The 23,435-nt window shown below is 44.7% G+C and carries 4 protein-coding genes; all 4 read left to right on the top strand.

Annotated elements, in window-relative coordinates; translation table 11 throughout:
• The first annotated feature begins 37 nt into the window (after positions 1-37).
• The 4 genes from FN809_RS00310 to FN809_RS00325 all read left to right on the top strand — a co-directional run bounded on the left by FN809_RS00310 (position 38) and on the right by FN809_RS00325 (position 23,433).
• Positions 38-19,504 carry a PKD domain-containing protein gene (locus tag FN809_RS00310; protein ID WP_142531487.1) on the top strand — a complete coding sequence of 6,489 codons (19,467 nt, stop codon included), beginning with the start codon at positions 38-40 and terminating at the stop codon, positions 19,502-19,504.
• Positions 19,505-19,902: 398 nt separating this feature from the next.
• Positions 19,903-20,970 (top strand): PorP/SprF family type IX secretion system membrane protein, encoded by a 1,068-nt coding sequence (locus FN809_RS00315; protein WP_142531488.1) that lies wholly within the window; start codon positions 19,903-19,905, stop codon positions 20,968-20,970.
• 358 nt (positions 20,971-21,328) lie between these two features.
• Positions 21,329-21,958 (top strand): OmpH family outer membrane protein, encoded by a 630-nt coding sequence (locus FN809_RS00320; RefSeq protein WP_142531489.1) that lies wholly within the window; start codon positions 21,329-21,331, stop codon positions 21,956-21,958.
• 221 nt (positions 21,959-22,179) lie between these two features.
• A complete protein-coding gene (locus FN809_RS00325) occupies positions 22,180-23,433 on the top strand; it encodes a glycosyltransferase (RefSeq protein ID WP_142531490.1) in 1,254 nt (417 codons plus the stop codon).
• Positions 23,434-23,435 lie beyond the last annotated feature (2 nt).

Here is a 23,435-nt window from a genome sequence, read left to right on the forward strand (position 1 = left end):
TTTCATCGCAGCCTATTGGGACTAAAACTATATAAGGATGAGCAACTATAACTCACACACGCCTAATACAATTACGCTCAATCGTAGGGTCATACGGTTGGTTTTTTTTGTTGTTTTATTTTTGGGAATCGCAAACCTTGGTGTTTCACAAACCATATATACATGTGGTAAAGGATCGCTTACCGGGTTAGAAGTATTGGCACAGGCACAGGATGTAGTGGGTAATTCAATGCCCGCTGGGCATGCCAACAGTGGATCGTGGAATGCACCAGGTATAACAATCAATGATAACGGCACCAACGATGCCACCGATGACGTAGTAAATACGCCTCCATCAGCTGGCAGTCCCTACACCCTTACCTGGACACATTCCGGAGGAGCAGTTTATACCGTTCAGCTAATAGTAACAAGTGCCGTTACAATAAATTCATTTGTGGCAGATACCCCTGCGCCTTGCGGTGCAAATTATAATGCCCAAGTTACCATAGATATAACCGGAGGTAGCAGTCCGTATAATTATGAGATTTCTCGTGTGCCGGATCCAAATTATTCCGGCACAAAAGGTGCGGGGCTAACTAGTATTAACTTTGGACTACAAACAACGGATAGAACTTACAGCCTGATAAACCTTACAGATGCTAACGGATGCGAGCCTTCTGGATTGCCAATGGATGCTGCTTTTACGCTAAGTTCTCCTCCCAACGCTCTTAACGTAGCAGGAGCGAATGATTGCACTCCTAATTCGTTAAATCTTTCCCTTGCATCGCCCGAGGCAGGTGTCACTTATTATTTACACGAAGCAACTACTGGTAGGATAGCCGGCAGTGAGTGTTCGGCTGCTCCCTACACATGGTCGCCTTCTGCAGCAGGTTCCTACACCATTTATGCCGAGAATACTTGTGGAGGGGCAGATGTATTAATGCTTGGAGGTCCTTTTGAGTTAACATCGCCACCAAGCTCTTATGCTGTTAGCATTGTAGAGGCCGCACCACATTGTGCCGGTAATAGTTATACGGTACGATTGGAAGGGACAGAAACCGGTGTTACCTATACGCTACGGAATCCTCTAAATAATCCCATAGCTACCTTAGTTGGTGATGGAAATCTCAGGAGTTTTGCAACCAGGGTATTGGCAACAAGCGGAAATTATAGTGTTACAGCAAGTAGAGGTGGATGTGTTTCAAATATGATTAACACCGTATCTATTGGAGCACTTCCTTCTATTCATAATCTTACAGGGGGTTCGGTTTGTCAGGGCAATAGCCTTACGGTGAGTTTGGCAAGTAGCACCGCAGGGGTAAATTATACCTTAACTTACGATGATGGTACCTCGGTGTCGGATATAGAAACAATTACGCCACCCACCACCACCTTTAATCCGGTGACAGGGGTTGGCGATTACTATGTGGTGGCACAGGCAGCCAATGGCTGTAGGGCTGATATGAACGGAATAGCGCGTGTTAACGAGCTTCCAACCGCTTTGCAGTTAAACGTACAGGGCAATGATTGCCCCGCGGGTGAAGTTTCCATTGGTACGGTAGCAAACCCTACCGAGGGGCCTGCCACAACTTACGTGTTGATGCGCGACGGGGCAGATCTTTTTTCGCTTTCCGGTAACAACGGAGTATTAAACTTTGGAGAGCAAACGACTGCCGGTAAATATACCGTTAGAGCCGAAAGAGGTTTGTGTTCACAGGTTATGACCGGTTCGCTTCAGATTTACGAGGAGCCCAATGTTTTGATATTTTCTGCCAATAAAACAAAATATTGCGCTTCGGAACCCTTAAGCGGTGTGGATTTGACGGTAACAAATGTGGATGGTCCGGGGATAGAGTATCAATTGCAGCGGCAGAATGGAGCAGCATGGGACAATGTAGGCGGGGTACGTATTGGCGGAGTGGGAACTAATATCGTCTGGTCGAACCAAACGGCTGGGGTGTACCGCGTAATGGCAAGCAATATAGGTGGGTGTAACCTTGAAATGAGCAATAGGCTCACCATAGATGTAACACCACTTCCTACAGCAAGCATAGCGGCTCAGCTTCCCGTCCGAAGGTGTGCAAATGTGGCAGGCACCTTCACCTTAAACGTTACCCTCACCGGCAATGCCCCGTTTAATTTCGATATTGTGGACGATAAGGGTAACAACATTGTAAATGTGGTAAATTCAAACCTCTCCACCTATACCTTAAATGTAAATCCGGCCGATGCACAAACTACCTATAGTGTAATTAACCTGACAGATGCGGCCAGTTGCTCCCCTGTTGCAGGAACTAATACAGCAACAGTGTATGTAGATCCTGTTCCCACCATTACTTTTTCACCGGCTAATCCCGAAGTTTGTATCGGGTCACCCATAACTATTCAGGCTAATGGAGCAGGGGGGGGAACTTACTTTTGGAGCGATGGCTTAGGGAATAATCAGAATATCAATATATCTCCCAGTGCAACGGATACTTATACGGTTACAGCTACTACCCCACAGGGTTGTTTTGATAGTGCTCCTATTACGGTGGTGGTGAACCCATTGCCGGTATTAACTTTTGATACGCCCGGTAGTAAATATGAGTATTGCGAGAACGATGGACTGGTGTCCTTGACCGGTAATCAGGCCGGGGCTACATTTAGCGGACAAGGTGTGGCCGTTGGCGGAGGTATCTTCGACCCCGACCCGGCTTCTTTGGATGCCAATATTCCGTTTAAGGCGGTGATTGGTGTCAATCCTATAACTTATCAATATACGGATACCAAAGGTTGCTTTAATCGTATTACCAAAGATATCATCGTAAATTCTGTGCCTGTTGTTAGTATAAACGGACTTGCAACTACCTATTGTGCCGATGCGGGCGTTGTTAACTTTAACGGTTTCCCCGATGGATCGGCTCCCGGATCAAACGGAAGATTTGAAGTGCTCGGTTCACCCAGTGGTGAGGGCGTATGGTGGGACGAAGGAACACCTGCAGGTGCCGGATCTATTGACGTGGGGGCGGCACTCACCAATATAGGACCTAAAACCATAACCGTACGCTATACCTACTCCGACCCTAACACTTGTGCGGCCTTTGTAGACCAGCAGGTTACTTTGCTGCCCGACTTAAATACCAACCTTAGCATTAACGGCTTACCTGCAACACTTTGCGAAACAGCTGCCCCTGTAACTTTAACGCCTTACTTAAACGGGTCATCGCTATTGCCCTTACCGGCTGGCGCAAGTGTAACATTTACAGGACCTGGTGCCAGTATTACCAATAATGCCGATGGTACAGCTACCTTTAGCCCTACCTTGGCAGGAGCCGGTAACCATACCATTACCATGGATTATACCGATGCGGCTGGTTGTTCGGGTGCTGCCACGGCGACAATTCAAATTGGAACACCTCTGGATGTTCCGGGATTGGCAACGGAATATTGCTCCTCGGATAACGGACCGTATTTGCTTTTAGGAAGTATAAATGGTGCACCTGCTGTGCCCAACGATGGAACAACATTTACAGTGCTTGCCCCCGATGGAACAACGGTGGTACCGGATGCACCTAATGGTACTTATAATTTTATCCCTTCTGTATTATTTGGTACCCCTGGCTATGGACCCGGAACCTATCGGGTAATCTATAGATATGAGGATACTTCAGGTGGTGGCTGTATAAATACCTTAACTACTGAGGTAGAAATTATAGAAGAATTAAATCCTGATTTTACAATTGGGGGAGATCCCTACGCCACTGCACAAAGTAATTATTGTATCGACGATGCCGCGGCAACATTGTTAGGTAGTATTGATTTGAGGACGCCCGCTAATGGCGGCAAGGCCGTAGGAAACGTTTTTACCAGTTTTACGGGGAATGGTGTAAGCGGAAATGGTATTTCCGGCGGGTTTTTTAATCCGGGTCATTCTTCTGTAGATCACAATAATCCCAATACAATTACGCACACCGTAATTCATACGGTTAATGGTAAAAGCTGTCCAAGCCCCATAAAAACATTTAATGTTTCCGTGCCATTGGTAGATGTGGGTATCAGCAATTTAAGTGCTACCGGAACGTATTGTGCCAATGAGGGTACTTCGGTACTTAATGTAAATGGAACGGATGCTAGCGATGGAAAGGCAGTATTTTATGCTACCAAAGGCGGTAGCCCCACACCATTTTTAGAGGATAATAAGGATAATACGGCCACTATCAATCCCGGTATTGGCGCAGGTGTGTACGAAATAACCATGGTGTTTACACAAACGCCTGCTAAAGGGGGCTGTGCCAAAACAGTGATAGAAACTGTTGAGGTATTGGCCGATAATCCGGTTACTTTTGCCGGAGTTACTGAGAATCAAAATATTTGTTTGTCTTCTTCCACTATTACTTTACGAGGAGATATGCCAAGTGGAGGAATAGGTAATTTTACCATTACGCCCAATATTGCAGGAGCGATAAGCAATGTGGGTACAGATGATCTGGGTAATCCGGTTGTTGTGGATGATGGTGTTGCTATTTTAGATCCGGCCACATTGGCAATCGGCCCTTATAATATTCGTTACGAATACGTAAATGCAGCGGGGTGCAGCACATTTAAGGAAAAGACAATCCATATTGTGGGTGCACCTACCGATATATTTGACATAACCGTTAAAGATAAAAATGGAAATGACTTTGGTGCATATTGTATTGATGATGCTCCAGCCAGTAAAGGTGTTTATTTAGGATTAAAAGGTTCGAGTAGTGGGGTGACCTATGAACTTTTACGTGGTGGAGTCAGCATTAGTCCAACTAAGGTAGAGTACGTTGGCGATGGTCTGCCATTTTTCTTTGAGGATGCTTCGGGTAATGAAATTTTATTTACCCAGGAAGGATTTTATACGGTAAGTGCTTCACAGGTTTCATGTGATGGCATGATGAACGGCAGTGTTCTTGTTGAACAGTATGAACTGGTTTTGCAGGAGGTATCCAAAAAGCATATTACCTGCATTGGGGCAAACGATGGAGAAGTGAACCTAAAAACAAACGGAGGTAGTGGTTCGTATGAGTATTCCATCAACGCTGGCGCAAGCTGGCAAGCTTCGCCCAAGTTTACAGGTCTTGCTTCCGGTAACCATGTTTTCTCAGTAAGGGATTTATCGTCAGCGGCTTGTGAAAAAATAAATGTATTAACGGTTAAGATTGATGAGCCATCGGCCATTGTTATTACCGAAGATGTAGCATTACGCAAAAACGTGGGTTGCGTACCCTGCACAGCCGGAGTGGATTGCGAAGGAAGCGCAAGAATCGCCATTACCGGAGGTACAGCCGATTTTGCAACGTATCCAGGGGTGGGCTACGATATCTCTTGGTCAACAGGCGGAACAGATTTTACAGAAATAATGATGCCAGCTGGTAATCATAGCGTTACGGTTACGGATGGTAATGGCTGTGTACAATCTATCAACGTAACGATAGATGCTAACCCGGCATTGACCTTAAGTGAAGATCTGACTTTACATTTGAACAATGTATGCAATGGAGGAAACACAGGTTCGTATGTGGTTACGGCTTCCGGTGGTTCGGGTGCTTATCAATTTGCACTTACTGATCCGGCTACTCCGCCAACAACTTGGCAGGAAAGTAATTATGGTGCTGCTGGGGATCAATATCAAGTAAATAATCTTGTCGCAAACACCTACACACTTTGGGTGAGGGATCGTAATCCCAACTACCAAAGATGTTATACCCAGGTAGATGTACCCATTGTAATTACGGAACCCGCTGCCTTAACATTGGTAGAGGAAGCTCAAACCGGTATCACTTGTAACGGTGCTAGCGACGGAAGTTTTATAGTAAGGGCATCGGGCGGAAGTTCAGCTACTTACGAGTTTACACAAACCGACCCTGCCTTGGGTGGAAGTGTTTGGTTGCCGGCAAACGATGGTACTGACGGGTTTATCGTTTCAGGAATAGGAGCAGGGACTTATACGGTTTGGATGCAAGATGCAACAAACCCCATCTGTGCCTATACCTCTGTAAGTGTTACGCTTAACGATGTAGCTGCCCTAAGTTATTTACTAGATGAACATACCCATGTGAAGTGTAAAGGCAATGCTACCGGGCGACTGGAGGTTACAGCGCAAGGAGGGAGCGGTAGTTATGTTTACCAGTGGGAGGATGCCTTGGGAACCGTAATTTCAACCGATAAATTTGCCGAAAATTTGGTAGCTGGTGACTATTACCTGACTATCACCGATGTACTTCCTACCAGTTGTGCTCCGTTAACACATACTTTTATTATCACCGAACCACTTGATGCACTGGGCGTCAATATGGTGGCAATCAAGGATAACGATTGCAATGCCACATCCAACGGAAGTATTACGGTTGATGTGATAGGTGGCACGGCACCTTATACGATTACCTGGAGCAATGGTGTTGTAAATACGGAAATACTTTCCGGATTAAAACCGGGGAATTATAGCCTGAACGTTACGGATGCGAATGGCTGTGCTTATACTAATGCAAGCACACCTTATGTGGTGGATGAGTTGAACGCCATAACACTGGTTACGGCTTCGGATATTTTAGTGCATAATTTATGTTTTGGCGATAATAACGGTTCTATTGAATTGCAGGTGGCAGGTGGTTCGGGTGAATATGAGTTCCGTTTACAAGGAACCGAAATCAGAGACTGGGTAAACCCGGTTCCGGCCAATTCCGATACCTATAGATTTAGCAATTTAATTGCGGGTACTTACGAAGTGTTGGTAAGAGATGCCTCAAACACATCTTGCGAATATTCCCTGGGTTCTTATACGATTACCCAACCCGGGCAACTCACATTAGCCAGTGACCCTGTTACGGGCAAAGGTGACGTAACTTGCTATGGAGATAATGATGGTTTTATAACTATTAGTGCATCAGGAGGTTCCGGCGATTATGATTATAGTGTAAACAATGGTTTAAGCTGGACAGATATTGCACAAATCAATACCCATACTTTCTCTAACCTATTCAAGGGTACTTATCAGATTAAGGTGAGAGATTTTAATAATCCAACTTGTGTTTCAGCAACCACCTTGCTTATTGATGTGAATCAACCGGATCAAGTTAAAGCAACGGTGGTAGGTAAAACCAATGCGAGCTGTTTTACGGGTAATGACGGAACGGTAACGCTTGCAGCGCAAGGAGGAAGCGGTAATTATGATTACTATTGTGTGGAGGAGAATATCTGGCAAAACAATAATGTGTTTACCTTACCAAAGGGTACATATACCTTCCAGGTGCAGGATAAAACCGTTCCGGGATGCATATCTTCACCAACCCCATCCGTTACGGTAGGTTCTCCACTCGATTTTATAACGGCCGTCCCTGTGGTAAAAAATATCACTTGTAACGGTGCTGCAGACGGAAGTATCACATTCAATACCACGTTTACTAATGGCTCTGCAGGTTTGTTCGAGTATTCTATCGACAATGGTCTTACCTACGCTGTGTCGCCCCTTATTGGTTTGGCTGCAGGTACTTACACGGTTATGGTACGCGATGGCAACAACCCAGCTTGCGAGAAAACCTTACCCGCAACGGTTACCATCACAGAACCAGCGGCTTTAAGCTATACCTTGGATAAGCTAACAGATGTGCAATGTAAAGGGGAGAGCAACGGTGAAATTGAAATCTCAATATCAGGTGGAACTGCGCCATACACTTATCAATGGTCGGGAATAAGCGATGCCAAGGGAGGCAAAACAGCTATGCCAACAGGTTTAAGCAAAGGAAATTACAGCGTATCTATCACGGATAATAATGGATGTGCTATTCTGCCATTACCATCATTTACAGTGGATGAACCGGCAGAAATTGTGGCCGATTACACTGCAACGCATATTGCCATAGGTGGACAAAGTACGGGTTCTATTGTGATCAACAATATTACAGGTGGGCCAACAACACGTTACGATGTGGTTTGGGACGATGGTTCTACCAATTTATCCAGAACGAATTTACCGGAAGGTAATTACTATTTTACGGTGAATGTGCGCGACGCAGCAAATAACATATTATGCTCTCGCAGATACGACGTTAGCCTAATAGATCAATCGGCTCCGCTCGATTTTACGCTCAAAGGCACCGATGCCCTCTGCTATGGAAATAATGGAAAAATAGAGATTACCGTTACATCGGGTAATCCGGATTACCAAATGAGTTGGCGTAAAGCGGGCGTATTGATTGGCTCGCATACTACAAGTAATATAAATCATGTGGTAAACTTACCCTATGGTGTGTACGAAGTAACTGTTATAGATAATGTGGGTGCTAATGTAACCAAAACAGTAACCATCGATCAGCCCGATGACTTTACTTTGAATGCGTATGCCATCGACGATAAGATTTGTTTTGGCGATTTGGCCAGGATAAGGGTGGATATTACCGGGGATGCGTGGGATAATGCCGCAGCGCCGCAAGGTGACGCCTTTACGGTGAGCTGGATCGATCCCGATGGATTGATGATAGCCAATGGTTTATATTCGGCCGAGGCCACGCAGGATAACTTATCTAAATCAGGCAACTATACGGTTAATGTATTCCATAACGCTAATGCATCTTGCGTTAAATCGGCTGTTGTAACGGTTAGCAATCCGCAACCATTGGGCATCACATCTACAGTCAAGGATGTGACCTGCTTTGGCGGTAGCGATGGGCAAATCAGTGTTGTGGCCACAGGTCGCCCTGCCGGACATGGGTTTAGTTACACCTGGGAAGTGGATTATGGAAGCGGATGGACAGTTTTAGGTGGCGAAACAGGCGCTACCATCAAAGATAAAACGGCTGCTTTGTATAGGGTTACGGTGCAATCAACCAGCACGGTTTGTAGCTATACTTCCGCGGCCATTCAAATCCAGCAGCCTGACAAAGTACAGGCGAATGTTACACACGCCGACATCATAACCTGTAATGGGGATGATTCCGGAGTGATACAGTTAACCAATATTAATGGAGGAACTGCGCCGTATAGGTATGTGTTGAATGGGGGAGAGCTTGCCTTGCCAGCCGGCGTAAGCAATTATACCATCGATAAGCTGGTATCGCAAAATTACACCTTAAGGTTAAAGGATGTAAACGGATGTGAAAGCGATGTGTATTCGGTAAATATTGATGAGCCGGAAGAGCTAAAACTGAATATTAACACGGGCACCATTGATTGCGAAACTGTTAACTCAGGCGAAATTACACTTACCGTACAGGGTGGAAGAATGGATGCAAGCGGAAATCAACGCTATTTGGTAACGGCCAGTCCCGACGGTAAAGCAGATATCGTTTTGCCCATTATAATTAACAATACGGGAGTGGCCATGTCGGTGAATAGCCCGTTGTTGCAAAATTTGCCGGCCAACCGTTATGTGATTAGTGTTAAGGATCTTAACTCCAATGCGATAAATAAATGTTATGTATCCGAAGTAGTTATTCTGGAGCATATCAAGGCCACAGCCGATATTAACGAGGCCACTTGTTTTGGGGTGAACAACGGAAGTATCCAAAACGTACAGATCACAGGTGCTTCTTCAAATATCACCTATTCGTGGAGTTCACCTGATGGAGGTACAGGCATCGACAATGCCAATCTGGATCAAACAGGATTGTCCAACGGAACTTACAGGTTAAGCATAGTAGATGTAGATAGGGGGGGCTGCTCAGTGAGTTTCGATTTTGTGGTAGATTATAAAAATACCATAACAATCAACGGAACCGTTTCCGATGTGATATGTAACGGACAAAGTTCCGGAGCCATTATTATTAAACCTGAGGGAATTGGAGTAGGCACATCTTACAATTGGAGTGGGCCGGCCGGATATACTTTTACCGACAATACCACGGCCAATCAAAGTAATTTACCACAGGGTAGCTATACGCTTGCAATTGAAACTACTTTAGATGGTGAGCAATGCCTTGCCTCTCAAAGTTTTACAGTAAATGAACCTGCGGCAATCACGTACAATGCTTATTTTGAATATACGGATTGCGATCCTTACCAGCGTACGCTAAAAGTAGAAAATGTAGTCGGGGGTACAGGTGAGTATAACTACACATGGAATGGCCCGGCATTTAATCCGGTTGTACCTGCAAACCCAACCGAAGTGTTGATTGAAAAAGGAGGAACCTACACCATCACTGTTAAGGATAAAAACCTTTGTGCGGTTAGTAAAGATGTTTTTGTACCCGGGGAGTTGAGCATTGTTTCTAATATCAGTCATATTAAATGTAACAATGGCAACAATGGAGCTATCGACATCACCGATGTCTTAGGCGGTTCGGGAGCTTACAGTTTTGCCTGGACAGGCCCGGCTGGTTTTGTTTCCACGCTAAGAAATATTGATAATTTAAGGGCAGGAACCTACGATTTACGTATCACCGATTTAAATGAAAATGTGGGCGGCGTGAATTGCTATAGAGACTATACCTTTGTTGTAACTGAACCGCAAGCTATTGCAATTTCACCAACAGTAGTTAATGTATCGTGTTATGGCCGCAACGATGGCCAAATCGAGATCGGTGTGTTGGGCGGTACAGCTCCTTACAAGTATAACTGGAGTCCGGTAGTGGGCACCAACGCAGCTAATGCCAAAAATCAGTATAATTTACCTGCAGACGACTATACGCTTACCGTTACCGATGCCAATAATTGTGTTACCAGCCTTACCATTTCCGTGGTTCAGGATCCGGAAATACAACTGTCGGCTACTGTGGTGGATACCCAATGCGACGGTACCAACGGACAAATTGACCTGACAGTTACAGGCGGTTCCGGTGTAGTGGCTGATTATAAATACAACTGGAGCTCCCTGCTGGGAACAGGGCTAAGTAACACAGCCGAAGATCAAACCGGCTTAACAGGTGGTGTTTATACCGTGGTGTTTACAGATACACACAACGGCAGAAGCTGTAGCGAGGAACTTTCTGTGGTGCTTACGCATCCCATTAAAGTAATTAACACCGCTATTACACCCGTTAATTGTTCAGGTAACGATAATGGAGCCATTACCTTTGATGTAACAGGTGGCGACGGTAATTACAGCTATCTGTGGAGTGTTGTGCCCGGTTCGGGTGGCAACCCCTTGCGTTTGGATATCAATGGCAAAAACCAAAGCGGACTAAGCGAGGGGAAATATCAGGTGGTGATTACCGATGGAAGAACTGACCCTGCCGGAACGGATTGTGCCATCACAGAAATTTTTGAGGTGAAGGCCAGTACAGGATTGGTTGTAGCAGTAAGCGAGTTTGAATCCAATATGTGCTATGGTGAACCAACGGGTAGACTAGAGGCCAGCGTATCAGGCGGCTCAGGAAATTATGAGTATAAATGGGACGGCATTGTGGGTACATCAATCCATGATAACCTGACTCAGGGTGTTTATCAGTTAGAGGTGACCGATTTAAACCTGCATTGCAAATTTATACAATCCTACGAAATCAATGGCCCTGATGCACCTATCACCGCAACCATCGATATTACGGATGTGCTATGCCATGGCGAGGCCACCGGCGAAATAAACGTATCGGTATTAGGCGGCACGGTTGCCATGGGCGGCGATTATACCTATCAATGGAGCGGACCTTCAACTGCTGTTGGAAGTAATCCGGGTAATTTATTGGCCGGAATATACGATCTTAAAATAATCGATGACGAAGCTTGTGAGCTGGACGTATCCAACATTGAAATAAAGCAACCGGTAAGCCACGTAAATCTTACTAACCCCGTAATTACAAATGTAACTACCGTAGGTGGAAGCGATGGCAGTATAAGCGTGGATGTGACCGGTGGCATAGCGCCGTATACCTATCAATGGTACAATGGCAGTAATAATCCAATCGGAGTAAATGACAGGGTTCAGCCTAATTTAAGTGCCGATACCTATCGGGTGGTGGTTACTGATAACAACGGATGTACTTTTGAGCTTACCGGCTTAACAGTGGTACAGCCCGGTGCTGCCCTTGGTTTTAACCGCAAGGTGTATCATGTTTCGCCATGTAACGGCGATGCCAACGGTGAGATTCATATTACCAGTGTATACGGTGGCTTCCCTATTTCAGGTTCCAACTATCGGATACAGATCAACGGCCCCGGTGTTAACGTGGACCAAAACAATACATCCTGGGTAGAGAAAAATCTGGTTCCGGGTGATTACACCATCGTTATTAGCGACGATGCCGCGGTTCAGGTAACCGAAACCATTAGCATAACAGAGCCCGTACCATTGAATATTGTTACTGCCAAGGTGGCTGATGTAGCTTGCTTTGAAGCAAAAACCGGACAGATAGATGTTACGGTAAGCGGTGGTACGCCCGATGCTGCGGGTAATTACAGGGTGCTTTTAGAAAGTCCCGAAAAAGGTTTGGTGGCCACTAAGTTGGATGCCGAAGAAAATGTCATGTTCAGCTTTACCAATTTGCCGGCAGGTAATTACACCATCACGGCTTACGACCATGCCAACGACTTCGATGATCGGATAAGTGTACCCTGCTCGGTAACCGATGTTAAACTCATTACCCAACCTGCAGCAGAGCTTTCCTTATCTTCGGTAAGTGGCGATACGGATATCTGTAATGGCGAGAGCTATGCTTTGACAATTAACACCTCTAACTGGGATTTTACAAGTCAGGGCAATCTTAATGTTTCGGTATACGATGGATTTGCAACTACAGAGTACAGTGTAGACAGAACGCCGTTTCCAATAACGGTAACACCATCATCAACCCGCACCTATCAAATTACCAGGGTTAACACAACGGGCGGTACCCTCTGTCTGCAAGGAAGAACAGATGGCAGCAAAGTAAGTGTAAACGTGAATACGCTACCAACAGCTAGCATTAGCGGGCCAGGCGAAGTTTGTCAGGATGGAACAGTTCAGCTTACGGCGGTATTAACAGGGGTTAAACCTTTTACCATTACCTGGCAGGATGCTTTAAATGGTACCTCAGATACGGAAATAATAGATGCCTATACCTATACGTTTACAGATGCTCCGGTTAATAATGCGCGTTATTCTATTTTATCTGTAAGGGATAATAACGGATGTAGCAATGTGGGTAATGGTCAGGTAGATGTAATGGTTAACGATAAACCGCAAGTAAGCTTAACAGGTAGCAGCGATATTTGTATTGGTTCCAGTACCACTTTACAGATAGGTTTATTAAAAGGAGTTCAGCCATTTACCATAACTTATAAAGCCTACAAAGGAACCGATGTGGTTGGTACGGAAGGAACTTTGGTAATAAATACCGCAGGTGCAGTTTACAATTGGCTTGTTTCTCCCTTAGAAACTACCGTATACGAAATCATCAGCGTGCAGGATGCCAAGGCATGCGAAATTGCTTTGTCACCTACCTTAAAAGCTAAGGTTACAATTAACCCGTTGCCTAAAGATATAATTGGTATTACAAGTAATGCAGATGTAGATGGTGTTTGCCAGGGATTGACCAATATTGACTATTCGGTGGATGCTGTGGATAATGCTACCAATTACACCTGGACTGTTGAGACCGGAATGCACATTGTTACCGGCAACGGAACCACAGATATAAGTGTAAACGTGGACAGTACTTTTACCGGGGGTTATGTGCGGGTACAGGCCGAAAATGCCTGTGGTGCAAGTGCCATTGCCGAAAAATGGGTGAATGCGAAGCCATTGCCGGATAACATTACGGTGGCACCTTCGGGTCCTACCGATATTTGTGAGGGCGAAAGTGGATTAATCTATTCTATCCCGCCAGCATTAAATGCTTCATCCTACGAGTGGGATATTCCTGCCGGATTAATGGTGGTAGGCGATGCAACAGGAACTTCCATCCTGGTGGATATAGATCCTAATGTGCCATTTACCATTGGTAAAATCAGCGTAAGGCCTATTAATGGATGCGGCACCAACAAACACTGGTCGCCGGCACTTACTATCAAAATTACACCATTGCCGGTGGTTAATGCCGGCCCCGACGAAAGAATTTGTCGCACTACCTATACATTAGCTGCTGGTGCACTGCAAGCGGGCGAGACGGGTAGATGGACGATTACCAATGGTGCTGCTCAATACGAAAATATAGGTGTAGATCAAATACAGCCTAATGCTCGGGTGAAAAACCTATCGCAAGGTGCCAATACCTTTGTATGGACGGTAACCAATACCACCACAGGTTGTTCATCTTCTGATGAAGTAACCATTTACAATGATCAGGTAACGGTAAATGCCGTGGCCGACCAATATGAGGTATGCGATGGTACAGTAGAACTCAATGCTACTCCACTGTCCTCGGTAGATGCGCCTGGTGGTACGGGGCTTTGGTCAACGCCCGATGGTGCTGTTTTAACACCGGCCAATGCAGCCAGTACTACCGCAACCAATATGGCACGTGGCGAGAATACTTTTATATGGACAATCCAAAAAGGTGCTTGCCAAAGCACAGCAACGGTTAAGGTAATCAACAATCAGCCTACCGAGGCCATCATTTACGATGCTTCGGATGTAATTATAGCGCAACAGGATTTGCCTTGTGGCGATGATTTTACAAGGCTAAAAGGGAGCGTTCCTGTAGTGGGTGAAGAAACAGGCTACTGGACGATTGAATCGGGAAGCGTGAGCATAGATAATATAAACAGTCCGGATATTCAGGTCACTAATATACCTGCGGGCGACCATATTTTAAGTTGGAATATTTTAAACGGTTCGTGCCTTAGCACTACCACAGTTAAAATACGCAACAACAGCTTTATCGTGGATGCCGGCAAGGATAATTTTACCTGCGATGGATCTATCCTGCTAAATGCAACGGACACCCTGGGTGGTGCCCAAGGCAGATGGACGGTGATAGAAGGTAAGGGAGAATTTGATGATGCAGAAGCTGCTTCTACCTGGGTTCGTAACTTAGACCAGCAAAATAATGGGCGTAATGTCTTCCGATGGACCTTGCGTCGTAATGGCTGCGAATCCTCAGATGAGGTGCTTGTTATTAATAATCAGCCTGGCGAGGCGCAAATAGAAGGGGATAAAGATGAGGTAACAGTTTGTGATAGCGAATATACCTTAAATGCGGTTGATCCTGTGTACGGCCATGGTATTTGGACCGTCGTTTCGGGCAAAGGAGAGTTTGACAATCCAACGCAACATAATACTACAGTAAGCGGAATAGTAAACGGTGAAAATATTTTCCGATGGACGGTGTATAATCAAACCTGTTCCTCGTCGGTAGAGTTTAGCGTTACCAACCTGCATGTGAATACCTATGCCGGACGCGATACGGCTGTCTGTGGTACTGTGGCCACTTTAAATGCCACACCAGCCCCCCCGGGTGCTTCAGGAACGTGGTCGGTAGTAGATGGAATGGGTAGCGGAAGCTTCCGTCCTACGGTTGATTATCCCGTAGGAAGTGAAAATCCAAATGCCAATGTGGAGTCCTTGAGTTCGGGCAACAATCAGTTGGTTTGGAAGGTAACCAACGAAGGCTGTATCACCACCGATACGGTGGTGGTGAGTAACAACCAACCCACTCCTGTTAGTGCCCAACCCAAAGCGAGTACCAGTGGCGATTACATTGACTTGAGTGCGGAAGTTCCCAATACGGGTACTGGATTATGGACATTGCTGGAAGGCAGAGGAACTATCATCAGTCCTACTTCCCCTTCAACACGCATAGAAAATTTATTCCCAAATATTAATCGCTTCCGTTGGACGGTAACAAATTTAAACTGTAGCGAGTATGTAGATGTGGAAGTGCAAAGTGGAGCCCTGGCCGATGCTGAGGCCGGATTGAACCAGTTGGATCTCTGTGAAGATTTTACTACCCTGAATGCCAATCTTCCGGAAAATACTTTCGGGGAATGGACAGTGGAGCAGGGTAGTGTAAAATTCGAGAACAGTGAGCACAATAATCCTAAGGTAAAAATTTACAATATCAAACCCGGACGTAACGTGTTAAAGTGGACCCTGAAATTTGTAGGTTCCGGAACGCAATCTAAAAGTGATACGGTGGTAATAATAAACAATAAGCCATCCGATGCAGATGCGGGTTATGATATTACGGAATGTGGCACCACGGCACAACTTAATGCCAAAGCACCGATTATTGGTAAGCCGCTTTGGACCGTATTGTCCGGAGGTGGTATTTTTAACGACGCTACAATTGCAAAACCAATTATTACGGAGTTGGCTCCGGGAGAAAATGTAATTAAATACGAGATTAATAACGAAATGTGTTACTCGTATGATACGATACGTGTTTATAACATGGAGCCTTCGGAAGCCATTGCGGGTGAAAATCAGATTGTATGTGCCGACTCTACCGAAATAAAACCCACCTTACCCAAATATGGGAACGGTACCTGGCGGGTGATTGAAGGAGCCGGAAAAGGCAAAGACAGTAATGGTAATTATACTGATAGGATAGAGGGCAACTATGTGTATTCGCTGGCTCCCGGCAAAAACGTGTTGGTTTGGGAGGTGCAGGTGCCGGGCGCAGCTGCCAACTGTATCAAAAGAGATACCATTACCATCATTAACAACCAACCCTCTCTGTCCTACGCAGGCCAGGATAGATCTATCTGTACAGATACAGTGTCCTTATCGGGTAGTGTGCCTATTTATGGCACGGGTACCTGGACGTTGATTTCGGGATCGGGCGAAATAGCCGACTCATCGCTAACCAATACCTTGGTAAGTAAGCTGGGTAAAGGTAAAAACAGATTCCGTTGGACAGTAGATAATAATGGCTGTCTCTCAATTTCGGAAGTGGAGATATCCAATAACTTTATTGAGTCCATGGCCGGACACCTTCAAATCAACTGTGCCGATACGGCGGCTCTTCAGGCCAATAACCCGGCACCGGGAGTGGGAAGCTGGGGGATTAAAGGGGGTTCAGGGTCGGCCCAGTTCGATGATAACGCCGATCCTTATACCAATGTTCGTAATCTGGATAAAGGGGAGAATATACTTACCTGGACTATCGACCATAAAGGCTGTCCGTCTGTTAGCGAAGTGAAGATAATCAATAATGCACCCTCAAAAGCTGATGCCGGCGACAATAAAGCAACCTGCGAAAATACCTTTGTATTGGGTGCTTCCAGTCCCGAAGTGGGTACAGGTGTCTGGAGCATACGTTCGGGTGGAGGTAAGTTTGTAAACCATCTCAATGCCTCCACCAGGGTAGATAGCCTTAAGTTTGGCGATAATATTTTCCGATGGACGGTGGAGCATAAAGGATGTTTCGACAGCGATGATGTTCAGATTAGTTTTAATAAGATTGATGCCGAAATTCGGGGCGATCAGGAGGTGTGCTCCGATAGGGCTTTCCTCGAAGCCAATAGTGCTTTGCCTGGTGTAGGAACATGGACCGTAGTGGGTGGAGGAAGTCAAGCCAAATTTGTGGATTCGCATGATCCGTTGACCGAGGTATACGATCTGGCCAGAGGTAAAAACCGTTTGAAATGGACTGTTAACAATAAGGGTTGTATCACCTCTAAGGAAGTGGTTATGATAAACCATATGCCCAGCACCGCGTATGCCGGTAATACGCAGGAACATTGTAAGGAATCCACGGTATTGGATGCCACCCCTGTATCTATTGGAACGGGTAAATGGGAAATACTCACCGGGTCGGCTATTATCCCGGCATCGGAAATAAATAACCCCAAAGCACCAATCAGCGGCTTATCGAAGGGTGAAAATGTGTTGCGTTGGATAGTGACCAGCGATAACGGTTTGTGCGATTCAAAGGACGATGTACGGATAATTAATAATCTGCCCTCGGAACCTTATGCAGGTGCAAGTGATGAATATTGTTCGCCCACTGTGGTGCTAAAAGCTACAGCTCCGGATTTTGGAACAGGTAGATGGTCCATTGTAGAGGGGGGCGGTGATTTTAACGATCCGGCCCTGCCCAATGCTACCATAGCCAACTTGCAAGAAGGTAAAAACGTTTTGCGATGGACAGTTTCACAAGGGCAATGTTTCTTGTTCTCAGATATTGAAGTCATTAACAATACACCACCCACTGCCAATGCAGGGCCTGATATTGATGATTGTAAGGATTACGCCACCTTGGATGCTAATATAGCGCCCCCGGGTACAGGTTATTGGACTTTAACGTCGGGTAATGCTGATTTTAAGGATGAAAATGATGCCAAGACACTGGTCAGTAATTTGACCTTTGGTGCAAATATTTTAAGATGGAATATTGAAAAAGGAAAATGTATTTCTTCAGATGAGATAGTAGTAAACAATAACATTCCCGATCAGGCTAAAGCCGGAACCGAAAGAGAAACATGCGAGGATTATCTCACGCTAAATGCCAATGATCCTACAACAGGCACCGGCACCTGGTATGTGCTTAGCGGTAACGGTGATTTCGATGATCCGCATAGCCCCATATCTATTGTGCGTAACCTGGGACTGGGCGAAAATAAATTCAAATGGGTAGTATCTTATGGAAGCTGTAGTACGGAAGACGAAGTGGAAATTATTTCTAACAAAGCAGCTCCTTATGCCGGCGAGGATGATGTGAGCTATGCCTCATCGTATGAGCTTAAGGCTTCTAATCCGGGCGATCTGGGTGCTACCTGGACTGTAGTGGCCGGAGAGGGAAGCTTCGAGGACGATACGTATTATAATACCCGTGTTAATGGTTTAAAGGAGGGGGTTAATACCTTCCGTTGGTTGATGGACATTAATGGATGCGTAACCTTCGACGACGTAAGTATCGAATACAAGTTGGTGCCTGATGCAGCGTTTAAGGTAGATACCTTCCAGGGTTGCTATCCGCTAAAGGTGCAATTTACTAATCAGTCCATCGGTGGTTCAGTTTATAGCTGGAACTTTGGCGATGGACGTACGTCAAACGAGCGCAATCCGGTACACACATTTAGAGAGCCCGGAGAATATACGGTTACCCTCACCGCACCGGGACCCGATAATGTGGATGGAACATACCAAATGCAGATACTGGTGCACGATCATCCAACGGCCGATTTTACCTATGGCCCGGATGTGGTATATGTGCCCGGTGATGTGCTCAGGGTATACAGTAAATCGGTGGATGCCGACAAATACCTCTGGGACTTTGGTGATGGCAACACCTCAACACAGGTGAATCCTGCGTATGAGTATAAGGAAACCGGATTTTATACCTTGAGCCTGCAAGTTACCAGCAGCAATAATTGTGTGGATCAAATAGCTAAGGTAAATGCCGTTGAGGTAAAAGCCGAAGGTTTTGTTGTGTTCCCCAACTCATTTATGCCCCGACCAGATGGAGGAACATCGTCAACCGTTGGTGGTGGCGAAAGCAATACGGTGTTCCGCCCGGTATATAAGGATGTGGATACCTATAAATTACAAATATTTAACCGCTGGGGTCAATTGATTTACGAAGGAGAAGATATTGACGAGGGTTGGAATGGATTTTTTAACAGCCAGCTTTCGCCACAAGCGGTATACGTTTGGAAAGCAACCGGTACCTTTATTAGTGGCAAAACTTTTAACGAAGCAGGAAGCGTGTTGCTGGTGAGATAATGGCTTAATGCGATGATGTGTTGATAACGGTCTGGGAACGGTAGTGTATGTCAGTTACTTAAAACACAAGCGTTTCCTTCTATTGTTGCGGGTAGTCTGGTAATAGGGAACGGTTCTGATTGGCAGCTTGGTTATACAGAACCGTTCCAGGCAGGGGGCAGCTTAGGAACCTTGCTGTAATAACCCAGGCTATCATCTGTTCAGTAAATCACCAATCGCCACTAGGCTGGGGAATTTTAAACTAATAATACCGGAGAAGCAAATATTCTTGATACTTTAGTCTTAGCTATCTTATTTCGAATATTCTGCATTTTTGGCAGAATATTAAAGAAAAGATATTAACAAAAGGTAACAAGTATGGCTCAAATGCGTATTGTTAATTAATAACCAAAATCTAAATGAAATCAATTAATAATATATATGTTCTGGTACTCACAGCGTTTGCTTTTTTATTGGTAGACGCTGCTTATGCCCAGGATGCATCTTTTTCGCAGCACTACGCATCGCCCTTATATCTAAGTCCATCATTCACAGGCTTGTCGGAGGGTAGTCGGATGTCCCTGCACTATCGTGATCAATGGCCGGGAATTCCCGGAACTTACAAAACCATGTCCTTCGCATTTGATCATTATTTGTCTGAATATAACAGTGGTATAGGATTACAGTTTTATCGCGATGATGCTGGGGGAGGTTTATTGGTAAATCAGAATATTGGTTTGTTATATGCTTACGAGATATTTGTTAGCGAGGATATAATGATACGTCCCGGTTTGCAATTTAAGTTGGCGCAGTCTTTTATCGATCCTGCTAAAGGCACAACCGGAAGTATGTTTGGATGGGATGGGAGCCGGGTGGATGGTACCGGTATTATCGTGGATCAGGATAAAATCAATAAGTTTGATGCTGCGGCCTCGGTGATGATATATAGTAATTTTTATTGGGGAGGATTATCTGTAGATCATTTGGTGAAAAGTGATGTGGGTTTTACCGATATTGAAACCAACACAGCCATGAAGATGACAGCTTTTGGTGGTGTAAAATGGGTTTACAAAGAAGGAAGACGTTCGCCCGACCAAAGTATTACCTTTGCTTTCAACTATCGTAAACAAGCCGACTTTACCCAGCTCGATTTGGGTACTTATTGGCAATACAATCCCATTGAGCTGGGGCTTTGGTACAGAGGCATGCCCAGTGACAACACCGAAGGCCTGGGTAATCAGGATGCCATGATTGCCATTATAGGTGTTCATTTGGGGCAGATGAGATTAGGTTATTCATTCGACCTCACCCTCTCCGAGCTTGCCGGAAATACCGGTGGATCGCACGAGTTTTCGATCATGTACACTATACCCTCGTCTAATAAACCGAAAATTAACCGTCGTGCTGTGCCCTGTTCTCAACCCGGATATACCGGCAACGCCCCTTCCGGGAATAAATACCGTAGCCGTTCGCGCCGGATGTTTTGAGTTTAGCATAGGGGTACAAGTAACTTGATATAAGTTGAAAAGCCGGAAGTTGAATCTCCCGGCATCTCCTTGTTTTACGTCTTACGTTTTTCAATCCTCACCGTACGCGTTCCGTTTTACGCCATACGCTTTATGCTATACCCTATATCCTATACACTTTACGCTATTTGCACCACACGCTCCACTCCCCCTCTCTTACACTATTTCGCTAAAAAATGTCAAATAAATTTTTAAATATTTGTTATTAATATATATTTGTTGCCCAATAAAAACCTATGATGAGATAGGCTGATAAGAACTAAAGAAACAGCATGCTATTTTATGAATTAGGTGTAGCTTAAATACAAAAAATATTAAAATGAAAAGAAACAGACAGGTTGTTAATTTTGCATTGTTATTAGGAATGGCATCTATGATTTTTGCCTCTTGTCAAACAGAAAAAAGGGAGGGCGAGCCGGCCCAACAAAATACTGTGGACAAATTAAATGAAAATGGAACATTTCCTGTTGCCTATATTGATACGGACTCTCTTTTGCGTCAATACGGATTGGCGATTCATTTGCAGGAGGAGTTATTAAAAAAAGAAGAGAAATCGAGAACCGACTTCAACGAACAGGCCAAGAAACTGCAAGCACAAATGACCGAGTTCCAGCGTAAAGTGCAAAACAACGGTTTTTTATCGCGCGAAAGGGCAGAACAAGAGCAACGTAACCTAATGGCTCGCGACCAGGAGTTGCAAAACCTGAACACAAAACTATCGCAGGAATTGATGGGAGAGCAGGAGAGCCTGAATCGTCAGTTACGGGATACCCTTTCTAACTATCTCGAAGAGTTTAATGCCGACGGGAGATATAAGCTTATATTAAGCAATATAATGGGCGACAATGTACTGTATAGTGCTCCCGGTATTAATATTACAAAGCAAGTAAGTGAAGCTTTAAACAAGCGTTACGAAAGCAGCAAAAACAAAAAAAGCAAAACAGAATAGCGTTTTGTTGGTGATAAGATAAATTAATAAGGCAGATTCTGTATGGAGTCTGCCTTTTTTAAAATATCTAACTTTTTTGCACAGCTTACTATAGTTTTTGAAATACACAATATTTAATCAATCCCTAAATCAATATGCTTCAATTTGGGGTATACGAAATCACTAAGCTAATATCCTGTTAATTTAATAAGCTACTAAGCCAGGAAGCAAATAAACCAAGCATGCAAGCGTTCCAAAAATATATCAGCAAGCATCCATCACTGACCGGTTTTGATGTAGGCACCATCAAAAAAGCAGGTTTAGTGGTGGTTATCCCAGCGTATCTGGAGGATGATCTGCAACCCACGCTCGATTCTATTTGCGCCTGTTATCAGCCCGATATTCAAGTTGCTGTTTTAATTGTAGTAAATGCCAGCATTAATGCTTCAGAACAGGTTGTAGCCCATCAGAAAGAAACCATCCGGCAAATCGAAAAATATTTGTGCCATAATGCATCGGTAAATATATATGCGGTAGAGGCCTTTGGCTTACCCAAAAAACATTTTGGTGCCGGGTTGGCACGAAAAATAGGGATGGATTTAGCAGTAGATCATTTTATTCGTACAGAAAATAAGGACGGGATAATTGTATCGCTGGATGCCGACTCTACAGTAAAACCTAACTACCTTAGGTCTATTGTCGGGTTTTTTTCGCACACACAAAATAATGCATGCTCCATTCGCTTCGCGCACCCTACGCAAGGCGATGATTTTGACGAAGATGTATATGCGGCTATAACACAATACGAATTGCATCTTCGGTATTACGTTCAGGCATTGCGTTTTATCGGTTTTCCATATGCTTTTCATACCATTGGTTCGTGTTTTGCCTGCACAGCCGCTGCCTATGTTAGTGTGGGAGGTATGAACAGACGACAGGGGGGTGAGGAGTTTTATTTTATTCAAAAACTGGTGCAGCAGGGGGCATATGCCGAGTTAAATACCACCTGTGTTTATCCTTCACCACGTATGTCGTCGCGTGTGCCTTTTGGCACAGGACCATCTGTAAAAAAAATGATAGACAATGCCGAACACGATTACATGACCTATAACCTGCAGGGTTTTATCGACTTAAAAGATTTGTTTGATAGGGTAGAGGAGTTCTATCAGATACCCATTGACAAATACAATGAATTAATACTGAACCTGCCGGGCAGGGTAAGGAGCTTTTTGGTGAATTCAAATTTTTACATGGACATGCAAGCTGTAGGCAACAATTGTTCTACATTGGAGGTGTTCAAAAAGCGCTTTTACGAGGTATTTACTGCCTTTAAGTTGGTTAAGTATATCAACTATACCCATGAGCATTTCCTGGACCGTATGCCTGTGTTTGATGCGGCTATTGAATTGTTGGATAGGATGGGGTTAATGAGCGAAGATATTTTTGAAGATGCTGAATTATTGCAGAAATACCGCGAATTGCAAAATGGCAAATGATA

This window comes from Saccharicrinis carchari (genome assembly GCF_900182605.1).
GTDB lineage: Bacteria > Bacteroidota > Bacteroidia > Bacteroidales > Marinilabiliaceae > Saccharicrinis > Saccharicrinis carchari.